Below are 17,395 nucleotides of genomic sequence, written 5' to 3' on the forward strand. Positions count from 1 at the left end.
CTGATTCGGAACCGATCGGTCCGGTGCTCGTCGTGGGTGGGATATATCGTTGCACCGACTCAGGACCGGTTCACGGATGGACCGGTCACGATCGACGACGAGAGGGATTCTTGTGCGACCGACCATCGTCCGGGTGATCGCAACGGGCATCGCCGCTGGGTGTGTTCTGACGTCCTGCAGTTCCACCGTCCAGGGAACCGGTGTCGCCGCGGCGCCGGAGATCGACATCGCGAGCCTCGACACCGGTGATTTCCCCACCGATCCGTCGCCGCCGTTCGGCACGGTGGATTCGAACGATCCCGTGATCACCGACCTCGAGGGCCAGCGGATGGCCGAGTTCGTCACCATCCCGTTCGAGGTGGTGCCCGGCGCCACGGAACCGGAGCAGCCGACGGCGGTCATCCGCAGCGAGAAGTTCCTCGACTCGCCCTTCGGTGGCCGAGAGGACATGGCTGCCGCGTCGTCGCCCCCCGATGCCCCGCTGATTGCCGGGTTCGTCGCCACCGCGAGTACACCCGCCGTAAAGAACACCGATCCGAAGACCACGATCACCGAGATGGTGCTGCGCTACGCCACCGCGGCCGCGGCGACGGCCGCCGCTCAGGCGATGAACGACGTGTCCCATCAGCCGGCGGCCGAGTTCACTCGCGCCTTCGCGCCCGCCACCGTTCCCGAGCTTCCCAATTCCCTGTCCAGTACCTGGAGCTACGCCGGAGATCCGGGACTCGGGGCACCGTCGTCTGGCCTGAGCGTTTTTACCCCGCACAACTCCTACGTGATCTACACGAACGTGTCCGTCCCGACCGGCGATGCCGCCACTCTGCCCTCCATCGTGAGCAAAGCGCTGAGCCTTCAGTTGCCCCTGATCGACACCTTCCCGCCGACGCCCACCCGATCGCAGAACGGCGGCGTCGCGCCGACCATCCAGATCGACCAGAACAACATCCTGATCTACGCGATCCCGAACACCGACGAATATCAGGCGTACGGGACCAACCGCGCCGTGTACGGGCCCCGCGGTCTCGCACTGCAGTTCACGGACCCCGCGTTGGTTCTGAAGACGTTGCAGGACGTCGGATCCGATCACAACGCCACCTGGAAGACGACGGTCACCCGCGCCAAGTCGGAGGACGGTGCCAAGAAGATCATCACCGACTTCGTCAATTCCGACCTGTCCCTCGGCAGCCGCCGCGACGACCCGCCCAAGAACCTTCCCATCGCTCAGTGCGTGGTCAAGGACGAGGCGATCGGGCAGGTCACCAGCTGCTATGTCCAGGTCGGCCGGTACGTGGGTCAATTGACCGACCTGGACAAGACCACCGTCGATCAGGCGATCTCCGCGCAGTACGTCATCCTGACGAAGGCCGACCAGAACGCTGAGTAGCACCGGCCCGCGGCTCTAGATGTGGTGGTCGTACGACGACTCGGTGGCGGAGGTGTCGCCGCCGGCGTGCTCGAGGTTGGTCTCGGTCTCCGGCGCCGGGTCGTATGCGCCGGACTCGGTGATGTCGTAGGTGCCGTCGCCGTCCGTGTCGAGCTTGGTGGTGTCGAACTCGCCGTCGAAGTCGGTGTCGGTGAGCTGCACGTCCGCCTGACCGTCGCCGTCGACGTCCACCAGTTTGTAGTCGACGATGCCGTCGCCGTCTGTGTCGACCTGCACGACGTCGACCTTGCCGTCACCGTCGGTGTCCCAGACCGCGACGTCGTAGTCGCCGTCGGCGTCCGTGTCGGTCAGGGTGACCTCGTCACCGGCGACCGTGCCGCTCCAGCTGTCGTCCGACGAGGTGCTGGTGGAGACGTTGCGATCCGCCGACGACGAGGGCGCCGGTGCCGGTTCGGGGTGAGGCGTGGGTGTGGGGGTGGGGCTGGGGGCGCTCGAGCGGGAGCTCGAGTCGGTGTCGTAGTAGCCGTCACCGTCGGTGTCGGTCTCGACGGTGTCGTAGTAGCCGTCGCCGTCCGAGTCCGTTTCACGCTGGTCGGCGTAGCCGTCGCCGTTGTAGTCGGTGAGCTTGACGTCGGCGACGCCGTCGAAGTCGGTGTCGTCTTCCTCGATGTCGGTCACGCCGTCGCCGTCGAGGTCGACCAGGTACACGTCGTTGGTTCCGTCGCCGTTGGTGTCGAATTCCTGGCTTGTCATCGCATTCTCCGTGTCGCTCGTAGTTGTTGTCGATCGTTCACAGCATTGGATGCGGCCCGGGGTGGTGAATGTTCCCGGCCAACGAAAAAAAATCTGCTGTGCGCGATTTCCGCCCCTGGAGGGCACTAAATCGCGCACAGCAGGGGGCTACTCACACGCGGCGCAGCCGCTCCCTCCGCAACTGCTCCACATCCTCGAGCACGAGCGGCGCCAACGTCGTCCCCATGGCCCGCTCGAGGAGGTAGTCCGCCAGCTCGGGATTGCGCGCCAGCGCCGGTCCGTGCATGTACGTGCCGATGACCGAACCCTGGACGACGCCCTCGTTCCCGTCCCCGACTCCGTTGCCGACACCGGAGTCCACCCGCGCGAACGCGGTGGCAGCAGGCCCCAATGTGGTTCCACCGCGGTGATTTTCGAATCCGGTGAGCTTCTGCGTCAGTCCGGCGAGCGTGGGAGTCGTGGTGACCTCGCCGATCGAGCGGGTCTGCTGCGGCGAGGTGGTGACATCGAGCATCGACACCCCGTCGACGCGTTCCCCCGAACTCGTCTCGTACCAATTGCCCAGCACCTGAATGGCCGCGCAGATGGCCAGAACGGGGGCGCCTCGCTCGGCCGCCTTCTGCAGCCCCGGGTACCGCGCCAGGTGTTTGGTGGCCAATCGCTGAGCCGAGTCCTCCGCACCGCCGAGAACGTAGACGTCCAGCGAATCGGGTACGGGATCGTTCAGCGTGATCGAGACGACCTCCGCGGGGATGTCTCGCATCAGAAGTCGTTGCCGCAGAACGAGAGCGTTGCCACTGTCGCCGTACGTGCCCATCACGTCGGGGAGGACCAGCCCGATCTTCACCGTGTCGGTCATCGTGCGATCGCCCTTCCGAGATCACGGAACGCCGTGTAGTTCGCCAGCACCTCGACCCGACCCGGCGGGCAGGACGCAATGGCCTGCAACGGGTCTCGGACCACGGTATGGGGTGAGCCTGCGTAGGTCAGTCGCACACCCAGATCGGTGGCGCGCTCGCCCGAGGCGACCACCTGCACGCCCTCGAAGTGCTCGAAGCGCACGTCCCACAGCCACGACAGGTCTTCACCGTCCGGCACCTGCCCGTTGACGGCGATCACGAGGCCTTCGACGTCGGGGTCGATCATCGACAGCGCTTCCTGCCAGCCGGCGGGGTTCTTCGCGAGAAGCATTCGTACGGAATGGGATCCGACCTGGACGGTGCTGTAGCGGCCCGCCACCTCGTTGACCGTCGACACGGCCGCGACGGCGTCCTCCACGGACGCCCCGAGTGTCACCGCGGCGGCAACGGCCTGAGCGGCGTTGCCGCGGTTGGCGTTTCCGGGCAGCGCAAGCGACATCGGGATCTTCACGCCGTCCGGGCCGTACAGAAATTCCGAGTCGAGCCACCAATCCGGTTCCGGTCGTGCAAAATCCGAACCGGTGCTGCGCCAGTGCGGACCGTCCCAGACGATCGGTTCCCCGGTGCGCGGGCAGCTGACGGAGTCGCCGACCCAGCCGCCGCCCGCCGCGACCCACACCACGTTGGCAGCGTCGTACGCCGCCGACGTCATCAGGACGTCGTCGCAGTTCGCGATCACCACCGTCTCGGGATGGCGTTCGAGCCCGGCACGGAGCTTGCGCTCGATCATGTTGATCTCGCCGACGCGGTCGAGTTGGTCTCGGCTCAGGTTGAGGAGCACCACAGCTGCCGGGTTCACGGCGTCGCAGACGTGCGGGACGTGCAGTTCGTCGACCTCGAGCGCCGCCAGAGCGGCGGTGCGATTCACGTTCAACGCTGCCACGATCCCGGCGTCCATGTTGGCGCCGTCGGCCTGCGTGGCCACCTCGCCGAGTGTGGCGAGGGCAGCTGCGGTCATACGCGTCGTCGTCGACTTGCCGTTGGTCCCGGTGATCACGACCGTGCGCCGACCGGCTCCGAGCTGCGCCATGATCGTCGGATCGATCTTCAGCGCGATCAATCCGCCGATCATCGAGCCCTTTCCGCGGCCTGCCTTCTGAGATGCCCACGCCGCTGCGGACGCCGCGCCCAAGGCGAGACGGCCGCGTGTACGTACACGCTTGTCGACCATGGCGCCGAGTCTCGCACAAACTCGGTGTCCATCCGATGCGGCCGTGACTACCCTCGGCGCATGGCTTGGACGACGATCACGGACGCCGACGAACTTACCGCCCTGATGGGAACGCCGTCGTTCCGTGCGGCGAACAAGGACCGATCCGCGCTGCATCCGCTGGACCGGGAATGGTTGGCGGCGTCGCCGTTCGTCGTCGTTGCGACCTCCGACGCCGACGGTCGATGCGATGTCTCACCGAAGGGTGACCCGCCCGGCCACCTGGTCCACGTGATCGACGACACCACCATCGCCCTCGCCGAGCGACCGGGCAACAAGCGCATGGACGGCTACCGCAACGTGCTCGTCAACCCGCACGTCGGTCTGAACTTTTTCGTTCCGGGCCGCGGCGACACGCTCCGGATCAACGGCCGCGCGTCGCTGGTCACCGATGCGCCCTTCTTCGACGACCTCGTCGTGAAGGGCCACCGGCCGATCCTGTGCCTGGTGGTCGAGATCGAGCAGATCTTCCACCACTGCGCGAAGGCGTTTCTCCGCTCACAACTGTGGGAGCCGGACACCTGGAACCCGTCGGTGCTGCCGTCCGTGGCGGTGATGAGCAAGACCTTGATCCCGGACAGCCCCGAAACGCTGGCCCAGCTCCAGACCTATTACGGAAAGGCGTACAGCGAGGGGCTCTACCGCGACGTCTGATCAGTCGTTCGCGAGGATGCGCTCGATGTCGTCGAGCACGGCCTGTCCGCCCTTCGGCCCGACGCCCGTGATCCAGTACGACTGGTCGACGGCGTGCGGATCGGGGAAGGCCGACGCGTTGGCGGTGACCACGGCCGGGATCGACGACGGATCGCCCGGGGTCGTCGACGTGATCACCACCAGATCGGCCTTCGCCTCGGACACCAGCTCCGGGGAGAGGTCGATGCTGATCTCATCGGTCCACTCGGGGCGGGGCGGCGTGGTGAATCCGGCGCATTCGAGGGTGCTGCCCGCGAAGGACAGCGGCCCGTAGAGCGTCAGCAGATCCTCGCGAGGTCTGATCAGTTGTGCCGTGCGACCCGCGGTGGCGAACTCGGAGGCGATGCCCTCGCACCGGGCGCGATAGTCGTCGAGCAGTGGCTGCGGGTCGCGTCCCAGTGCGGTGCCGACGAGTCGCACGTTGTCCTGCCACGGGTCCGACTGCGACGCCATGAAGACGGTCGGTGCGATCGCGGCCAGCTGGTCGTAGATCCCGCCGTGTCGGGTCTCGGTTCCCAGAATGATGTCGGGGTCGAGCGCCGCGATCGCCTCGATGCGCGGCTCGGCCACCGTCCCGACGGTCTCGATGTCGGCCGCCTCCGGGCCGAGGTAGGGCGGCACTCCGGTGACCTCGCTGAGCACGGCGGTTCCGACGGGCACGATTCCGAGCGCCACGGCGGTGTCGAGTTCGACCGGCTCCAGGGTGACGACCCGCATCGGGTCGGCCGGCACCTCGGTGGTGCCGCGGGCGTGCGTGACGGGTCGAGTCTGCGCGTCCGACCGGTCGTCCGAGGTGTCGGCGGAACAGGAGGTCAAGGCGAGTCCACATGCGGCGAGTAGCAAAATTCGTCTCATGTGAGGGGACCCTAACTCACTGGACGCGCCAATTGTGGTGCGTCGACGGCGACCACCGGCGCCGACTTCGCCGCCCGAAATCCCCACCCACATCCGCCGATGACGACGGCCGCGCCGATCAGGGACACGACGCTCGGGGTCTCGTGGAGCACCAGCCACGACGCCGCGATGCCCACCACCGGCACCAGCAGCGAGAAGGGTGCGACGGTTCCGGCCGAGTAGCGGCCCATCAGCGACGTCCAGATGCCGGTGCCGACGAGGGTGGCCGGCCCGACGATGAACGCGAGCCCGGCCAGCGCCGTCCACCAGGTGCTGCTGAACGACGTCGCGAGTGCAGACCACCCGGCGGTCGGGCCTTCGAAGGCGGCCGAGAGGGCGAGCATCGGCAGCGGCGGGACGACGGTCATCCAGAGCATGAGTCGCATCGGACTGTCTGCTCGTGCCAGTCGACTGCCGAGATTGCCGAAGGCCCAGCCGAGTCCAGCGAGCAAGGTCAATAGGACGGGCAGGAGCGACGCTCCGACCGCTCGGTCCCACCCGATAAGGACCATCCCGCTGATGGCGACGGCGATGCCGATCCACTGCCGCCCACTGACGTGCTCGCGCAGCAGGATCGCACCCAGGATCACGGTGAACGGCGCGGACGATTGCAGAACCAGCGAGGCCAGGCCGGTCGGCATGCCCACGTGCATCGCGGTGAACAGAAACGCGAACTGCAGGAACCCGAAACCGAAGCCGTACAGCAGAAGCCATCTTGTCGGTACTGCTGGCCGTGGCACGAAGAGAACGACCGGGATCGCGATGACCAGGAAGCGCAGCGCAGCGAAGAAGAAGGGAGGGAAGTGATTCAGTCCGGCGCGGATCGCGAGGAAGTTCAGCCCCCACAACACCGCGACCGAGACGCCGAGGAGTTTGTCGCGTGTGGTCACAGCGACAACAGTGACGATTCGAAATGATCAGCACAAGCGAATTCTCGTGACGTATCCATGTAGTTTTACTTCATGGATGCAGAGCGTCTCAGGGTGCTGCGCGAGCTGTCCGACCGAGGCACCGTCGCCGCGACGGCGGCGTCGCTGTCCATGACCCCCTCCGCGGTGTCGCAGCAGCTCAAGGTGCTCGCGCGCGAAGCCGGCGTCGACCTTCTCGAGCCGGACGGCCGACGCGTACGCCTCACGGACGCCGGCCGAGCGCTGGTACTCCGAGCCGAGGACGTGCTCGGCGCCCTCGCCCGCGCCGAGGACGAAATGGACTCCTACCGCGGATCACCCCGCGGGACGGTGCGAGTCGCGATGTTCCCGTCCGGAGCGGCGCTGCTGCTGCCTGGTGTGCTCGACCGTCTCGACGGAGTCGGCCTGGTGGCCGGCGACGAGGATTACCCCGCGTCCGACGTCAACCGCTTGCTCGCCGATTACGACGTCGTCCTGACCCACCGCGACGAACGAGCTCCGTCGACCGCTGCGCCGCGCGTCGACGTGCGCACTCTGATGCGTGAACCCATCGATCTGGTCCTGCCGAACGATCACCGTCTGGCGGACGCGTCGTCGGTCGACATTCATCAACTGGCGGGCGAGCGGTGGATCAGCGTGCGCGGCGGTTTCCCGGTCGACGACGTGCTCAACTCCATCGCCACGGTCACCGGGATGCAGCCGCGAGTAGTGCAGCGCATCAACGACTTTCGAGTGACGGAAGAGCTCGTGGCACGTGGTCACGGGGTGGCCCTGATGCCGCGTTACGCCTCGACTCATCCCGACGTCCGACGCGTTCGGCTGGGTGGGGTGCGGGCCGCGCGGGTCTACGAGCTGGCCACCCGGCCGGGGGCCGACCAGCGTCCTGCGGTGGCGACGGTGATCGGGGCGTTCGAGGCAGAGTCCGCTGTGCGCGAAAACCGGCCCTAGGGGGCCGGTTTTCACGCACAGGTTACTTCTGGGCCCTGTTGACCGCCGACACCACGGCCCGCAGCGAGGCCGTCGTGATGGAGGTGGCGATACCGACACCCCAGACGGTCACACTCTCGCCGCCCGGACCCGTCACAGACGCTTCGACGTAGGCCGCTGCCTGCGCGTCGTCACCGGCGGACATGGCGTGCTCGGAGTAGTCGAGGACGCTGACGTCGTACCCGACGGTCGAAAGTGCGTCGACGAACGCGGCGAGCGGGCCGTTGCCGGCTCCGGTGATCTCCTGCTCGGTGCCGTTGATCTTGACGGTGGCGGTGATCGAATCGATGCCGCCGTCTTCCTCGGCGGCGGTGACCTTCTGTCGCATGCGTTCCAGCGGCCTCAGCGGCGCGAGGTATTCCTCGGAGAACACGTCCCACATCGCCTTCGGCGACACTTCGCCGCCCTCGCCGTCGGTGACGCGCTGCACCAACTGCGAGAACTCGATCTGCAGTCGTCGCGGCAACGCCAACCCGTGGTCGGCCTTCATGATGTAGGCGACGCCGCCCTTGCCCGACTGGGAGTTGACGCGGATGACCGCTTCGTATGTCCGGCCGACGTCCTTGGGGTCGATCGGCAGGTAGGGAACCTGCCAGAGAATGTTGTCGACGTCCGAATCCTGCTCGTCCGCAGCAACCTTCATCGCGTCGAGGCCCTTGTTGACCGCGTCCTGATGACTTCCGGAGAAGGCGGTGTAGACCAGATCGCCGCCGTACGGATGCCGCTCGTGCACCGGCAACTGGTTGCAGTACTCGACGGTGCGGCGAATCTCGTCGATGTTGGAGAAGTCGATCTGCGGGTCGACCCCGCGGGTGAAGAGGTTCAGGCCCAAGGTCACCAGGCAGACGTTTCCGGTGCGCTCACCGTTGCCGAAGAGGCAGCCCTCGATGCGATCCGCGCCGGCCTGGTAGCCCAGTTCGGCTGCGGCCACGCCGGTTCCGCGGTCGTTGTGCGGATGCAGGCTCAGCACGATCGAGTCGCGGCGGGCCAGGTTTCGGCTCATCCATTCGATCGAGTCGGCGTAGACGTTGGGCGTCGTCATCTCGACCGTGGCAGGCAGATTCAGGATCATCGGGTCCGAGGGCGACGGATTCATGATCTCGGTGACGGCGTCGCACACTTCCTTCGCGAACGTCAGCTCGGTGCCGGTGTACGACTCGGGCGAGTACTCGTAGCGCCAGTGCGTGTCCGGGTACTTGGTCGCTTCCTCGAGGATCTTGTGCGCACCGTCGGTGGCGATCTTCTTGATGGCGTCGCGGTCCGCGCGAAAGACCACGCGGCGCTGCAGAATCGACGTCGAGTTGTAGAAGTGCACGATCACCGATCGCGCACCTTCGCATGCCAGGAACGTCCGCTCGATCAGTTCGGAACGGCACTGCGTCAGGACCTGGATCGTGACGTCGTCGGGAATGGCGCCGTCTTCGATGATCTCGCGCACGAAGTCGAAATCGGTCTGACTCGCGGACGGGAAACCGACCTCGATCTCCTTGTAGCCCATACGAACCAGCAAATCGAACATACGACGCTTACGCGCCGGGCTCATCGGATCGATGAGGGCCTGATTGCCGTCGCGCAGGTCCACCGCGCACCACTGCGGTGTGCGATCGATGACCTTGTCCGGCCACGTGCGGTCGGGCAGCGTGACGGTTTCGACCTCTTCGGCGAAGGGACGGTACCGATACGTCGGCATCGAAGAATTCTTCTGGGTGTTCCATACCGGCTGATCCGTAGGCGCGGGACGGGACGGGGTGACGACGGTGTGAGTTCCGGACGTGAATGCGTCGGCGGGTGACATAGCTGATTCTCCGTGTTTTGAAAGCTCGAAACCGGGAGACCCGGGAGACCGGCGCAACGAAACCCCGCGACGGGAAGCCGGTCTATGGAATCAGACCCCGCCGCGGCTGCGAAGAAGAAGCGCGCCGTACGTGTGCGCTGACCGAAGCATGGCCGTCACCCTACTCCAGCTTCGGCCGCCTTTTTCCGCCAATCCTGGTCGGGTTCGAACGGGCGACCGTCGGGTGTCGCCCAGCACTGCGCCAACAACCCGTACCCGAGCTCGTCGACGCGGGTGTGGCCCGGCCAGACCCGAGCGGTCCAGTCGCGATTGTCGTGGGCCGAGTGCTCGGCGGCCATGGCCGCGCCCACCAACTCGAACTGCAGGTCTCGCCGAAGTTCCAGCGCGGCCGACGGCGGATCGGTCTCCAGGCGGTCCAACAGCGCGGTCGACACGGCGACGACCCGGCGATCGCTCCACCGCAGCCACCGCTGGTAGGCGTGCGGCGACACCAGCCACATCGCGGCCAGGGCACATGCGACTCCGAGTGCCGTCTCCACCAGTCGATCTACGCCGAGGGTCACGGCGTTCGCCCCCGGGTGCGACGCACCGCCGATGAGCAGCGCCAGTGGTGTGATGAAGGTGACGGCGACCGCGTAGTTGCGGGCGATGTAGAGCTCGATGAGGAACTGCAGTGCCATCAGCACCATGATCAGCACGATCCCGCTCGGCGACAGCGACCAGGCGACTGTGAACAGCACCACTCCCGCGGCCGTGCCGACGAGGCGATGAATGCCGCGGACCGTTCCGCGGCGGCGGTCGGGTCCGGCCTGCAGGACGAGGACCGCAGAGATCACGGCCCAGTCGGGGCGGCCGAGCCCGAACGCGATGGTCAGCGCGCCGGCTGCGGTCGACGCGACGAGGACGCGCAGGGCCGTCGTCGCGGCATGGGATTGATACGTGGCGGCGCGGCGCAGTCGGTACAGAACTGTCGGTCGCGCCAGCGGAACCTGACGATGACCCACGTCGGTGGCAATCGAAGCAGCGGCGGGCGGAGTGCTTACGGCGGCGAACGCGACGTGCGCCTCCCACAAGCGGGCGACCAGCGGGTTGTCCGGTCGGCGCACCGGCACCTTCGCGTCGTGCAGGGTCGACCACGCGGCGTGCAGGCGGACGGCCGCCGCGTGCCGCACGTGCGCCACGTGCTCGCCGTCGGCGTGGACATCGGTCACTCGGGCGACGGCCGACACCGCGGCGTTCACGGCGTCGTCCTGCGGTTTGGTCGGTCGCCACAGCACGCCGGACATGCCCACGAGGAGCGAGGACACCACTCCGATCGCTACGCACGCGACGTTCGTCGTGGTCGCGATCCCCGCCGCCGGCAGCACCGACGAGACACCGCAGACCAGGACGAAGAAGAACGGACCCGGCGGGCCCAGGCGCAACGCGTCGACCGCGAAGGTCGACACCACACCTACCGTCACCATGGCCGCGACGACCGCCCACGCGCTTCCCGTCTCCCCGGCCAGCCCGCCGAGCAGGGCGGACACCATCAGCGCGGCTCCCGCGGTGAGGATGATCGCGGGCCGCACTCGGTAGGCCCGACCTTCGCCGTAGACGATAGCGAAACCACCGGTCACGGTCAGCAACGCCTCGCTCTCGAACCCCGCCGCGAAGGCGATCAGCGCCGGAATACCGAAGGCGAGTGCAGCGCGCACTCCGCCCGGCCAGCGAGTGCCGACGGAGGGAAGTGCGAACAGAAGACTGCGCCGACGTGCGACGGGTGGAAGCGGGGTGGTCACCCGCCGATTTTAGGGTGACCTCCGCAGTCGGTAGTCTCAGCATCTGCATATCCCGCCAGCAGGAGGTAAGTGACACCGTGGCTCTCGTCGTCCAGAAGTACGGAGGGTCCTCGGTGGCGACCGCCGAGCGGATTCGCCGCGTCGCTGAACGGATCGTCGAGACCAAGCGCAAGGGCAACGACGTGGTGGTCGTCGTCTCCGCGATGGGTGACACGACGGACGAACTTCTCGACCTCGCCCAGCAGGTCTGCCCGGCGCCGCCCGCCCGCGAGATGGACATGCTGCTCACCTCCGGCGAACGCATCTCCAACGCACTGGTGGCCATGGCCATTCACTCGCTCGGCGCCGAGGCCCGCTCCTTCACCGGATCGCAGGCCGGCGTCGTCACCACCAGCGTGCACGGCAACGCCAAGATCATCGACGTCACCCCGGGGCGCGTGCGTGACGCGCTGGACCAGGGCTCGATCGTCCTCGTCGCCGGCTTCCAGGGTGTGAGCCAGGACAGCAAGGACGTCACGACGCTCGGACGCGGTGGTTCCGACACCACGGCCGTCGCCCTCGCCGCCGCGCTGAAGGCCGACGTGTGCGAGATCTACACCGACGTCGACGGCATCTTCACCGCCGATCCGCGCATCGTCCCCAACGCCCGCCACCTCGAGACGGTCTCGTTCGAGGAGATGCTGGAAATGGCGGCGTGCGGCGCGAAGGTCCTGATGCTGCGGTGCGTGGAATACGCGCGGCGCTACAACGTTCCCGTACACGTCCGCTCGTCGTACACCACCAAAAAAGGGACCATCGTGTCCGGATCAATGGAGGACATCCCCGTGGAAGAAGCCATCCTCACCGGCGTTGCGCACGACCGCAGCGAGGCCAAGGTGACGGTCGTCGGCCTTCCCGACGAGCCCGGCTACGCAGCCAAGATCTTCCGCGTGGTCGCCGACGCCGAGATCAACATCGACATGGTTCTGCAGAACATCTCCAAGATCGAAACCGGCAAGACCGACATCACCTTCACCCTGCCCAAGACGGACGGGCCGCGCGCGGTCGAGCAGCTCACCAAGATGCAGAGCGAAATCGGCTTCACACAGGTGCTCTACGACGATCACATCGGCAAGGTGTCCCTCATCGGCGCGGGCATGAAGACGCACCCGGGCGTGACGGCGACGTTCTGCGAGGCTCTGGCCGACGCGGGCGTCAACATCGATCTGATCAGCACGTCCGAGATCCGAATCTCCGTGCTGTGCAAGGACTCCGAGCTCGACGACGCGGTTCGTGCACTGCACGCCGCGTTCGAACTCGGCGGCGACGAAGTAGCCGTGGTGCACGGCGGGACCGGAAGGTAGACACTCGTGGGACTCGCTATCGGAGTAGTAGGCGCGACCGGCCAGGTCGGCGCCGTCATGCGAAACCTGTTGCAGGAGCGCAAGTTCCCGGCCGACTCGGTCCGGTTCTTCGCCTCGCCGCGCTCTGCCGGTAAGACGCTTCCGTGGGGCGACGGTGAGATCACCGTCGAGGACGCCGCCACTGCGGACCCGTCGGGCCTCGACATCGCGCTGTTCTCCGCCGGCGCCACCATGTCTCGCGAGCAGGCACCGCGTTTCGCCGCGGCCGGTGTGACCGTCATCGACAACTCGTCGGCGTGGCGCAAGGACCCGGATGTGCCGCTGGTGGTGAGCGAGGTCAATCCCGAAGCCACGAAGAACTTGGCCAAGGGCATCATCGCGAACCCGAACTGCACCACGATGGCCGCGATGCCCGTGCTGAAGGTCCTGCACGACGAAGCGGGCCTGCAGCGGCTCATCGTGTCGAGCTATCAGGCCGTCTCCGGCAGTGGGCTGGCCGGAGTCGAGGAGCTCGCATCGCAGGCGCGCGCGGTGATCGGCGACGCCGAGAAGCTCGTGCACGACGGAAGTGCCGTCGACTTCCCGGCCCCGAACAAGTACGTCGCTCCGATCGCGTTCAACGTTCTTCCGCTCGCCGGCTCGCTGGTGGACGACGGATCCGGCGAGACCGACGAGGATCAGAAGCTCAGATTCGAATCGCGCAAGATCCTCGGGCTGCCGGACCTGCTGGTCAGCGGCACCTGCGTGCGCGTGCCGGTCTTCACCGGGCACTCGCTGTCGATCAACGCCGAGTTCGCGAACCCGCTGTCGGTCGAACGTGCGCAGGAGCTGCTGTCGTCCGCGCCGGGCGTCCGGTTGGTCGACGTGCCGACACCTCTGCAGGCCGCCGGTATCGACGAGTCCCTCGTGGGCCGCATCCGTCAGGACGAGGGTGTTCCCGACGGCCGCGGACTCGCGCTGTTCGTCTCCGGCGACAACCTGCGCAAGGGAGCGGCGTTGAACACGATCCAGATTGCGGAGCTGTTCCTGTAGTCGACGAATCGAACGGTCGGCCGTTACATACCGGTCGGTCGTAACGCTGCCGGTGGATCGGGCGATTCCACTGGTATGAAGCCCGCCGGTACGAAACCCGTGCCCACAACCCAGCGACCGTTACAGGCGGACCGTGTCCCCCTGATCAGGTCGCTGCTGTTCGCCCTGCTGCACCGCTGATCAGAACTGCGACTTGGGCATGATGATCCACAGGAGCAGGTAGAGCACGAACTGCGGTCCGGGCAGCAGGCAGGACAGCACGAAGATGAGCCGAACGACGTTCGGGCTGATGTTGAAGTAGTTGCCGATTCCTGCGCAGACGCCGGCGATCACCTTGCCGGAGCGGGGGCGGATCAATCGTCGTGCGGGTGCGTTCATCTGGATTCCTTCTGTCGGGTGCCTTGGTTACAACATCGTGTGCTCAACACAGTGCCCGAGGGCGATCCGCTCGTGCATCGCCCTGGAGTCTGACAACGACCCTGAGGTGTCTCAGGGTTCCATCGCCGAATTCTCTTCCGAATGCCGGAAGGTGCGTGCCGCGAGTCACACGGGCGGATGCACACTTTCCTCCATGACTGCAATCGTTCGTAACCAGTGGTACGTCGCCGCGTACGGCCGTGAAGTGAGCCGCGACCTGTTCTCCCGCACCATCTGTGGGGAGCCGATTCTGTTCTGGCGGACCGAGAGCGGCGAGGTGACCGCCATGAGCGACCGGTGCGTGCACCGCCGCTTCCCGCTGTCGCAGGCTCCGAGTCATCTCGTCGACGACACCGTCGTCTGCGGCTACCACGGCTTCACCTACGGAGCCGACGGCGTGTGCGTCGCGGTTCCCGGGCAGAAGCGAGTGCCGCGCACCGCGCGCCTGACGTCGTACACCGTGGTCGAGCAGGACTCGTTCGCGTGGGTGTGGATCGCCGATCCCGATCGGCCTGCCGAGCCGGACCCGGCGACCATCCCGCGCGCTCACTGGCTCGACTCCCCGGACTGGGACGTCGTCAACGGGGTGGAGCACATCGACTGCAACTTCGGGCTGCTCGTGGACAACCTCCTCGATCTGTCCCACGAGACGTACCTGCACGGCGGGTACATCGGCACCCCCGAGGTGGCCGAGACCCCCATCACGACCGAGGTCGACGACGAAGCGGGCGTCGTCTACGTCTCTCGGCACATGGACGACGCGGAGTGCCCGCCGTTCTACTCGAAGTCGACCGGGGTGCAGGGGCGCATCACCCGCTGGCAGGACATCGAGTACACCCCGCCTTGCCTCTATCTGCTGCACAGCCGAATTGCGCCCGTGGGTGCGGCACTTCCCGCCGACGACGGCACCGACAGCGAGGCGTTCCACACCGAGATCGTCTACGCCATCACACCCGAGACCGAGAATTCGACGCACGACTTCTGGTGCGTCGCACGTGACTTCGCCCAGGGTGACGACGAGGTGACCACGTTCCTGGCCGAGAACAACCGCACCGTCGTGATGCAGGACGTCGTCGCTCTCGACGTGCTGCAGAAGGCGCTCGATTCGGAGAAGGCCGGTTACCAGGAGCTGTCGATCAACATCGACGCCGGGGGACTGGCGGCGCGTCGTCTCCTGGCCGCCATGGCCTCCCCGGCCCCCGCTTCGGCATCCGTGAGCTGACCGTGGAGCCGACACGCATGCTGCGCGGCAAGAACGTCATGCGCATCGTCTGGGTACCCGGAACCGATCTGTTGCAGGGTGAGTGTCATTGCGGTGCAACCCATGTGGACGAGGACCCTGCGGCCATGTGGGACTGGTTGCTGGCCCATCCGATCGGACACGACGCACCCGCGGTCGAGGCGGTGGAACGCACCCTCGCCACCGTGGGATGAGCGGACGTACTGTGACGGTGTGCCTCGCACCGGATCGGTCACCGTTCGCGCATTGCGCCTGCTCGAATCGTTCACTCCGGCGACGCCGACACTGACCCTCGCCGAGCTTGCGCGCCGCTCCGGATACCCCCTGACCACCACTCACCGGCTGACGTCGGATCTTGTGGAATGGGGGGCGCTGGAGCGAGATGCCCACGGGCACCTGCGTATCGGACTTCGGCTCTGGGAGGTGGCGTCCCTGGCTCCGCGGGGTGCGCAGCTTCGTGAGGTGGCCATGCCCGTGATGGAGGATCTGTCCCAGATCACGCACGAGAACATTCAGCTCGGGATCCTCGACGGGCACGACGTGATCTTCCTCGAGCGCATCGCGGGCAAGAACGCGATCCCGGTCCGGACGCGCGTCGGTGGCCGATTCCCAGCTGCGGCAACGGGAATGGGTCTTGCTCTGCTCGCCCACGCCGATCCGGCGATTCAGGAAGCGGTGCTGTCCGGTCCGCTGCAGCGCTTCACCGACCGCACCATCACGGACGCCGACGTTCTGCGCCGAACCCTCGCATCGGTGCGCCTCACGGAGGTCGCGATCAGTGATCGGCAGGTGACCATGGACGCGGTGTCCGTTGCGGCGCCGATCTTTTCGCGGCCCGGAGTGGCGATCGCCTCGGTGTCGGTGGTCGTGGCGGCCGAGACCGCCGACACGGCGTCGTTGGCCTTGCTGATCCGGGCGGCAGCGCGAACCATCGGGCGGGCGCTTGGCTACGAGGCACGTTCGGCCAGGTAGGGCGTTCTCACCCCAGAGTGCTCAGAAAGCGTTCCGCGACAGCAAGAGTGCCGTGTGTGAACGCGGATCCGAGTTCACGGGCGGTGTCGGCCTCGGGGTGCGAAGCGATCCATGCGGTCAACAACATTCGACGCATCGCGACGAACGTGGGGAGTTCGGCGACCTCGTCGGCGGACAGGGGCGTCACCGTCCGATATCCGGTGAGCCACGCGTCGACGAGGTCGGGCACATCGTCCCGGTCCTCGATGAACGACAAAGACGCTGCGAGGTCGTAGAGGAACCATCCGAAACCGCAGTCGTCGAAGTCGATCACGGTGACCGCGTCGCCCGACACCATCAGGTTCGCAGCCCTCAGGTCGGAGTGGACGAGTCCGAATCGGTCGGCCCCGCAACCGAATCGGGCCAGACGCTCCTCGATGGTCCGAGCGCAGCGGCCGAGGACGTCGCGTCCGTCGTCGTCGAGTCCGAGGCTGTCCTGCCACCGACCCCAGTGTCCGTTCGGTCCGAGCTGTTCCGAGAAACCCCACGTCATCCGTGAGAACGCCTGCGGGCGTGTCCATGTGCGGGAGTGCTGGTGCAGTCGAGCGGTGACCTCGCCGATCTGCTCGAACCACGGCAGTAGGTCGTCCTCGTCGGGTGCGTGGCCTTCCACCCAGTCGAAGAGCACCACGTGCCGCGGCCCTGATGCGGTGTCGACTTCACACACCCGGTCGCCGGTGAGGGTTCGCGCGACCGCGGGTGTTCGGACGGTCCGGTCGGCGCGCAGCTTGTCGATCCACGCGAGTTCGCTTTCGATGTCGCGGCGCGGGTGGTAGCCGTCTCGGTGGACCCGAACCGCGTGCCGGCGGCCGGTGGGGGCGTTCTGTACCGAGAAAGTGACGTTTTCGGACACGCTGATCAGGTCGAGCTGGGATGTAGAGGCGAACCCGTATTCGGGCAGAGCTGTGCGGGCGATGGTTTCCGATCGCGTTGCGATGGAGCGGTAGTCGAGCGCGGTCATCGCGCCGACGTCTCGTTGGTGCGCCGCAGACCAGTCAGGGTGTCCGTCATCAGGACATCGTTCACC

General features: G+C 66.8%; 17 protein-coding genes. 8 read left to right on the forward strand and 9 right to left on the reverse strand.

The window, feature by feature from the left end; genetic code table 11:
- Positions 1–112: 112 nt before the first annotated feature.
- On the forward strand, positions 113–1,384 hold the full coding sequence (locus tag AC59JP_RS12205) for a DUF7373 family lipoprotein (RefSeq protein WP_497326034.1): 1,272 nt from the start codon (positions 113–115) through the stop codon (positions 1,382–1,384).
- Positions 1,385–1,399: 15 nt separating this feature from the next.
- Here the strand turns inward: AC59JP_RS12205 and AC59JP_RS12210 are convergent, their stop codons facing one another.
- The 3 genes from AC59JP_RS12210 to AC59JP_RS12220 all read right to left on the reverse strand — a co-directional run bounded on the left by AC59JP_RS12210 (position 1,400) and on the right by AC59JP_RS12220 (position 4,228).
- A complete protein-coding gene (locus AC59JP_RS12210; RefSeq protein WP_497326035.1) occupies positions 1,400–2,137 on the reverse strand; it encodes a hypothetical protein in 738 nt (245 codons plus the stop codon).
- Between the two features lie 151 nt (positions 2,138–2,288).
- A complete protein-coding gene (locus AC59JP_RS12215) occupies positions 2,289–2,996 on the reverse strand; it encodes a type 1 glutamine amidotransferase (RefSeq protein WP_497326036.1) in 708 nt (235 codons plus the stop codon).
- On the reverse strand, positions 2,993–4,228 hold the full coding sequence (locus AC59JP_RS12220; RefSeq protein ID WP_497326037.1) for a MurT ligase domain-containing protein: 1,236 nt from the start codon (positions 4,226–4,228) through the stop codon (positions 2,993–2,995). The genes AC59JP_RS12215 and AC59JP_RS12220 overlap by 4 nt, the downstream gene beginning before the upstream one ends.
- 60 nt (positions 4,229–4,288) lie before the next feature.
- Here AC59JP_RS12220 and AC59JP_RS12225 point away from each other — a divergent pair, with 60 nt between their 5' ends.
- A complete protein-coding gene (locus AC59JP_RS12225; protein WP_497326038.1) occupies positions 4,289–4,921 on the forward strand; it encodes a pyridoxamine 5'-phosphate oxidase family protein in 633 nt (210 codons plus the stop codon).
- Here AC59JP_RS12225 and AC59JP_RS12230 read toward each other — a convergent pair whose 3' ends face one another.
- Both AC59JP_RS12230 and AC59JP_RS12235 read right to left on the reverse strand, forming a co-directional pair.
- Entirely contained in the window at positions 4,922–5,815 is an 894-nt protein-coding gene (locus AC59JP_RS12230; RefSeq protein ID WP_497326039.1) for an ABC transporter substrate-binding protein, read from the reverse strand.
- 11 nt (positions 5,816–5,826) lie between these two features.
- Positions 5,827–6,744, reverse strand: a complete 918-nt coding sequence (locus AC59JP_RS12235) for an EamA family transporter (RefSeq protein ID WP_497326040.1) — start codon at positions 6,742–6,744, stop codon at positions 5,827–5,829.
- Positions 6,745–6,816: 72 nt separating this feature from the next.
- Between AC59JP_RS12235 and AC59JP_RS12240 the strand changes: the two genes are divergently transcribed.
- Entirely contained in the window at positions 6,817–7,710 is an 894-nt protein-coding gene (locus AC59JP_RS12240) for a LysR family transcriptional regulator (RefSeq protein WP_497326041.1), read from the forward strand.
- 22 nt (positions 7,711–7,732) lie between these two features.
- Here AC59JP_RS12240 and leuA read toward each other — a convergent pair whose 3' ends face one another.
- Both leuA and AC59JP_RS12250 read right to left on the reverse strand, forming a co-directional pair.
- On the reverse strand, positions 7,733–9,544 hold the full coding sequence (gene leuA, locus AC59JP_RS12245) for a 2-isopropylmalate synthase (protein ID WP_497326042.1): 1,812 nt from the start codon (positions 9,542–9,544) through the stop codon (positions 7,733–7,735).
- 155 nt (positions 9,545–9,699) lie between these two features.
- The gene (locus AC59JP_RS12250) at positions 9,700–11,325 is read right to left on the reverse strand and encodes an FUSC family protein (protein ID WP_497326043.1); all 1,626 of its coding nucleotides are present in this window, start codon (positions 11,323–11,325) and stop codon (positions 9,700–9,702) included.
- A 77-nt stretch (positions 11,326–11,402) separates the two neighbouring features.
- Here AC59JP_RS12250 and AC59JP_RS12255 point away from each other — a divergent pair, with 77 nt between their 5' ends.
- Positions 11,403–12,668 carry an aspartate kinase gene (locus AC59JP_RS12255; RefSeq protein WP_497326044.1) on the forward strand — a complete coding sequence of 422 codons (1,266 nt, stop codon included), beginning with the start codon at positions 11,403–11,405 and terminating at the stop codon, positions 12,666–12,668.
- 6 nt (positions 12,669–12,674) lie between these two features.
- Entirely contained in the window at positions 12,675–13,700 is a 1,026-nt protein-coding gene (locus AC59JP_RS12260; RefSeq protein ID WP_497326045.1) for an aspartate-semialdehyde dehydrogenase, read from the forward strand.
- A gap of 180 nt (positions 13,701–13,880) precedes the next feature.
- Here the strand turns inward: AC59JP_RS12260 and AC59JP_RS12265 are convergent, their stop codons facing one another.
- A complete protein-coding gene (locus tag AC59JP_RS12265; protein ID WP_497326046.1) occupies positions 13,881–14,078 on the reverse strand; it encodes a PspC domain-containing protein in 198 nt (65 codons plus the stop codon).
- Positions 14,079–14,271: 193 nt separating this feature from the next.
- Between AC59JP_RS12265 and AC59JP_RS12270 the strand changes: the two genes are divergently transcribed.
- From AC59JP_RS12270 to AC59JP_RS12280, 3 genes are read left to right on the forward strand one after another with little or no spacing between them, the layout of a single operon-like run.
- A complete protein-coding gene (locus AC59JP_RS12270; protein ID WP_497326047.1) occupies positions 14,272–15,339 on the forward strand; it encodes an aromatic ring-hydroxylating oxygenase subunit alpha in 1,068 nt (355 codons plus the stop codon).
- A gap of 2 nt (positions 15,340–15,341) precedes the next feature.
- Complete coding sequence (locus tag AC59JP_RS12275; protein WP_497326048.1) at positions 15,342–15,551, forward strand: hypothetical protein; 210 nt, start codon at positions 15,342–15,344, stop codon at positions 15,549–15,551.
- 19 nt (positions 15,552–15,570) lie between these two features.
- Positions 15,571–16,329, forward strand: coding sequence for an IclR family transcriptional regulator (locus tag AC59JP_RS12280; protein WP_497326049.1), 759 nt, complete (start codon positions 15,571–15,573; stop codon positions 16,327–16,329).
- A gap of 7 nt (positions 16,330–16,336) precedes the next feature.
- On the opposite strand, the gene AC59JP_RS12285 is transcribed toward AC59JP_RS12280, so the two are convergent.
- Positions 16,337–17,329, reverse strand: coding sequence for a phosphotransferase enzyme family protein (locus tag AC59JP_RS12285; protein ID WP_497326050.1), 993 nt, complete (start codon positions 17,327–17,329; stop codon positions 16,337–16,339).
- Positions 17,330–17,395: the final 66 nt, after the last annotated feature.

Source organism: Rhodococcus sp. 320_ES, assembly GCF_059691855.1.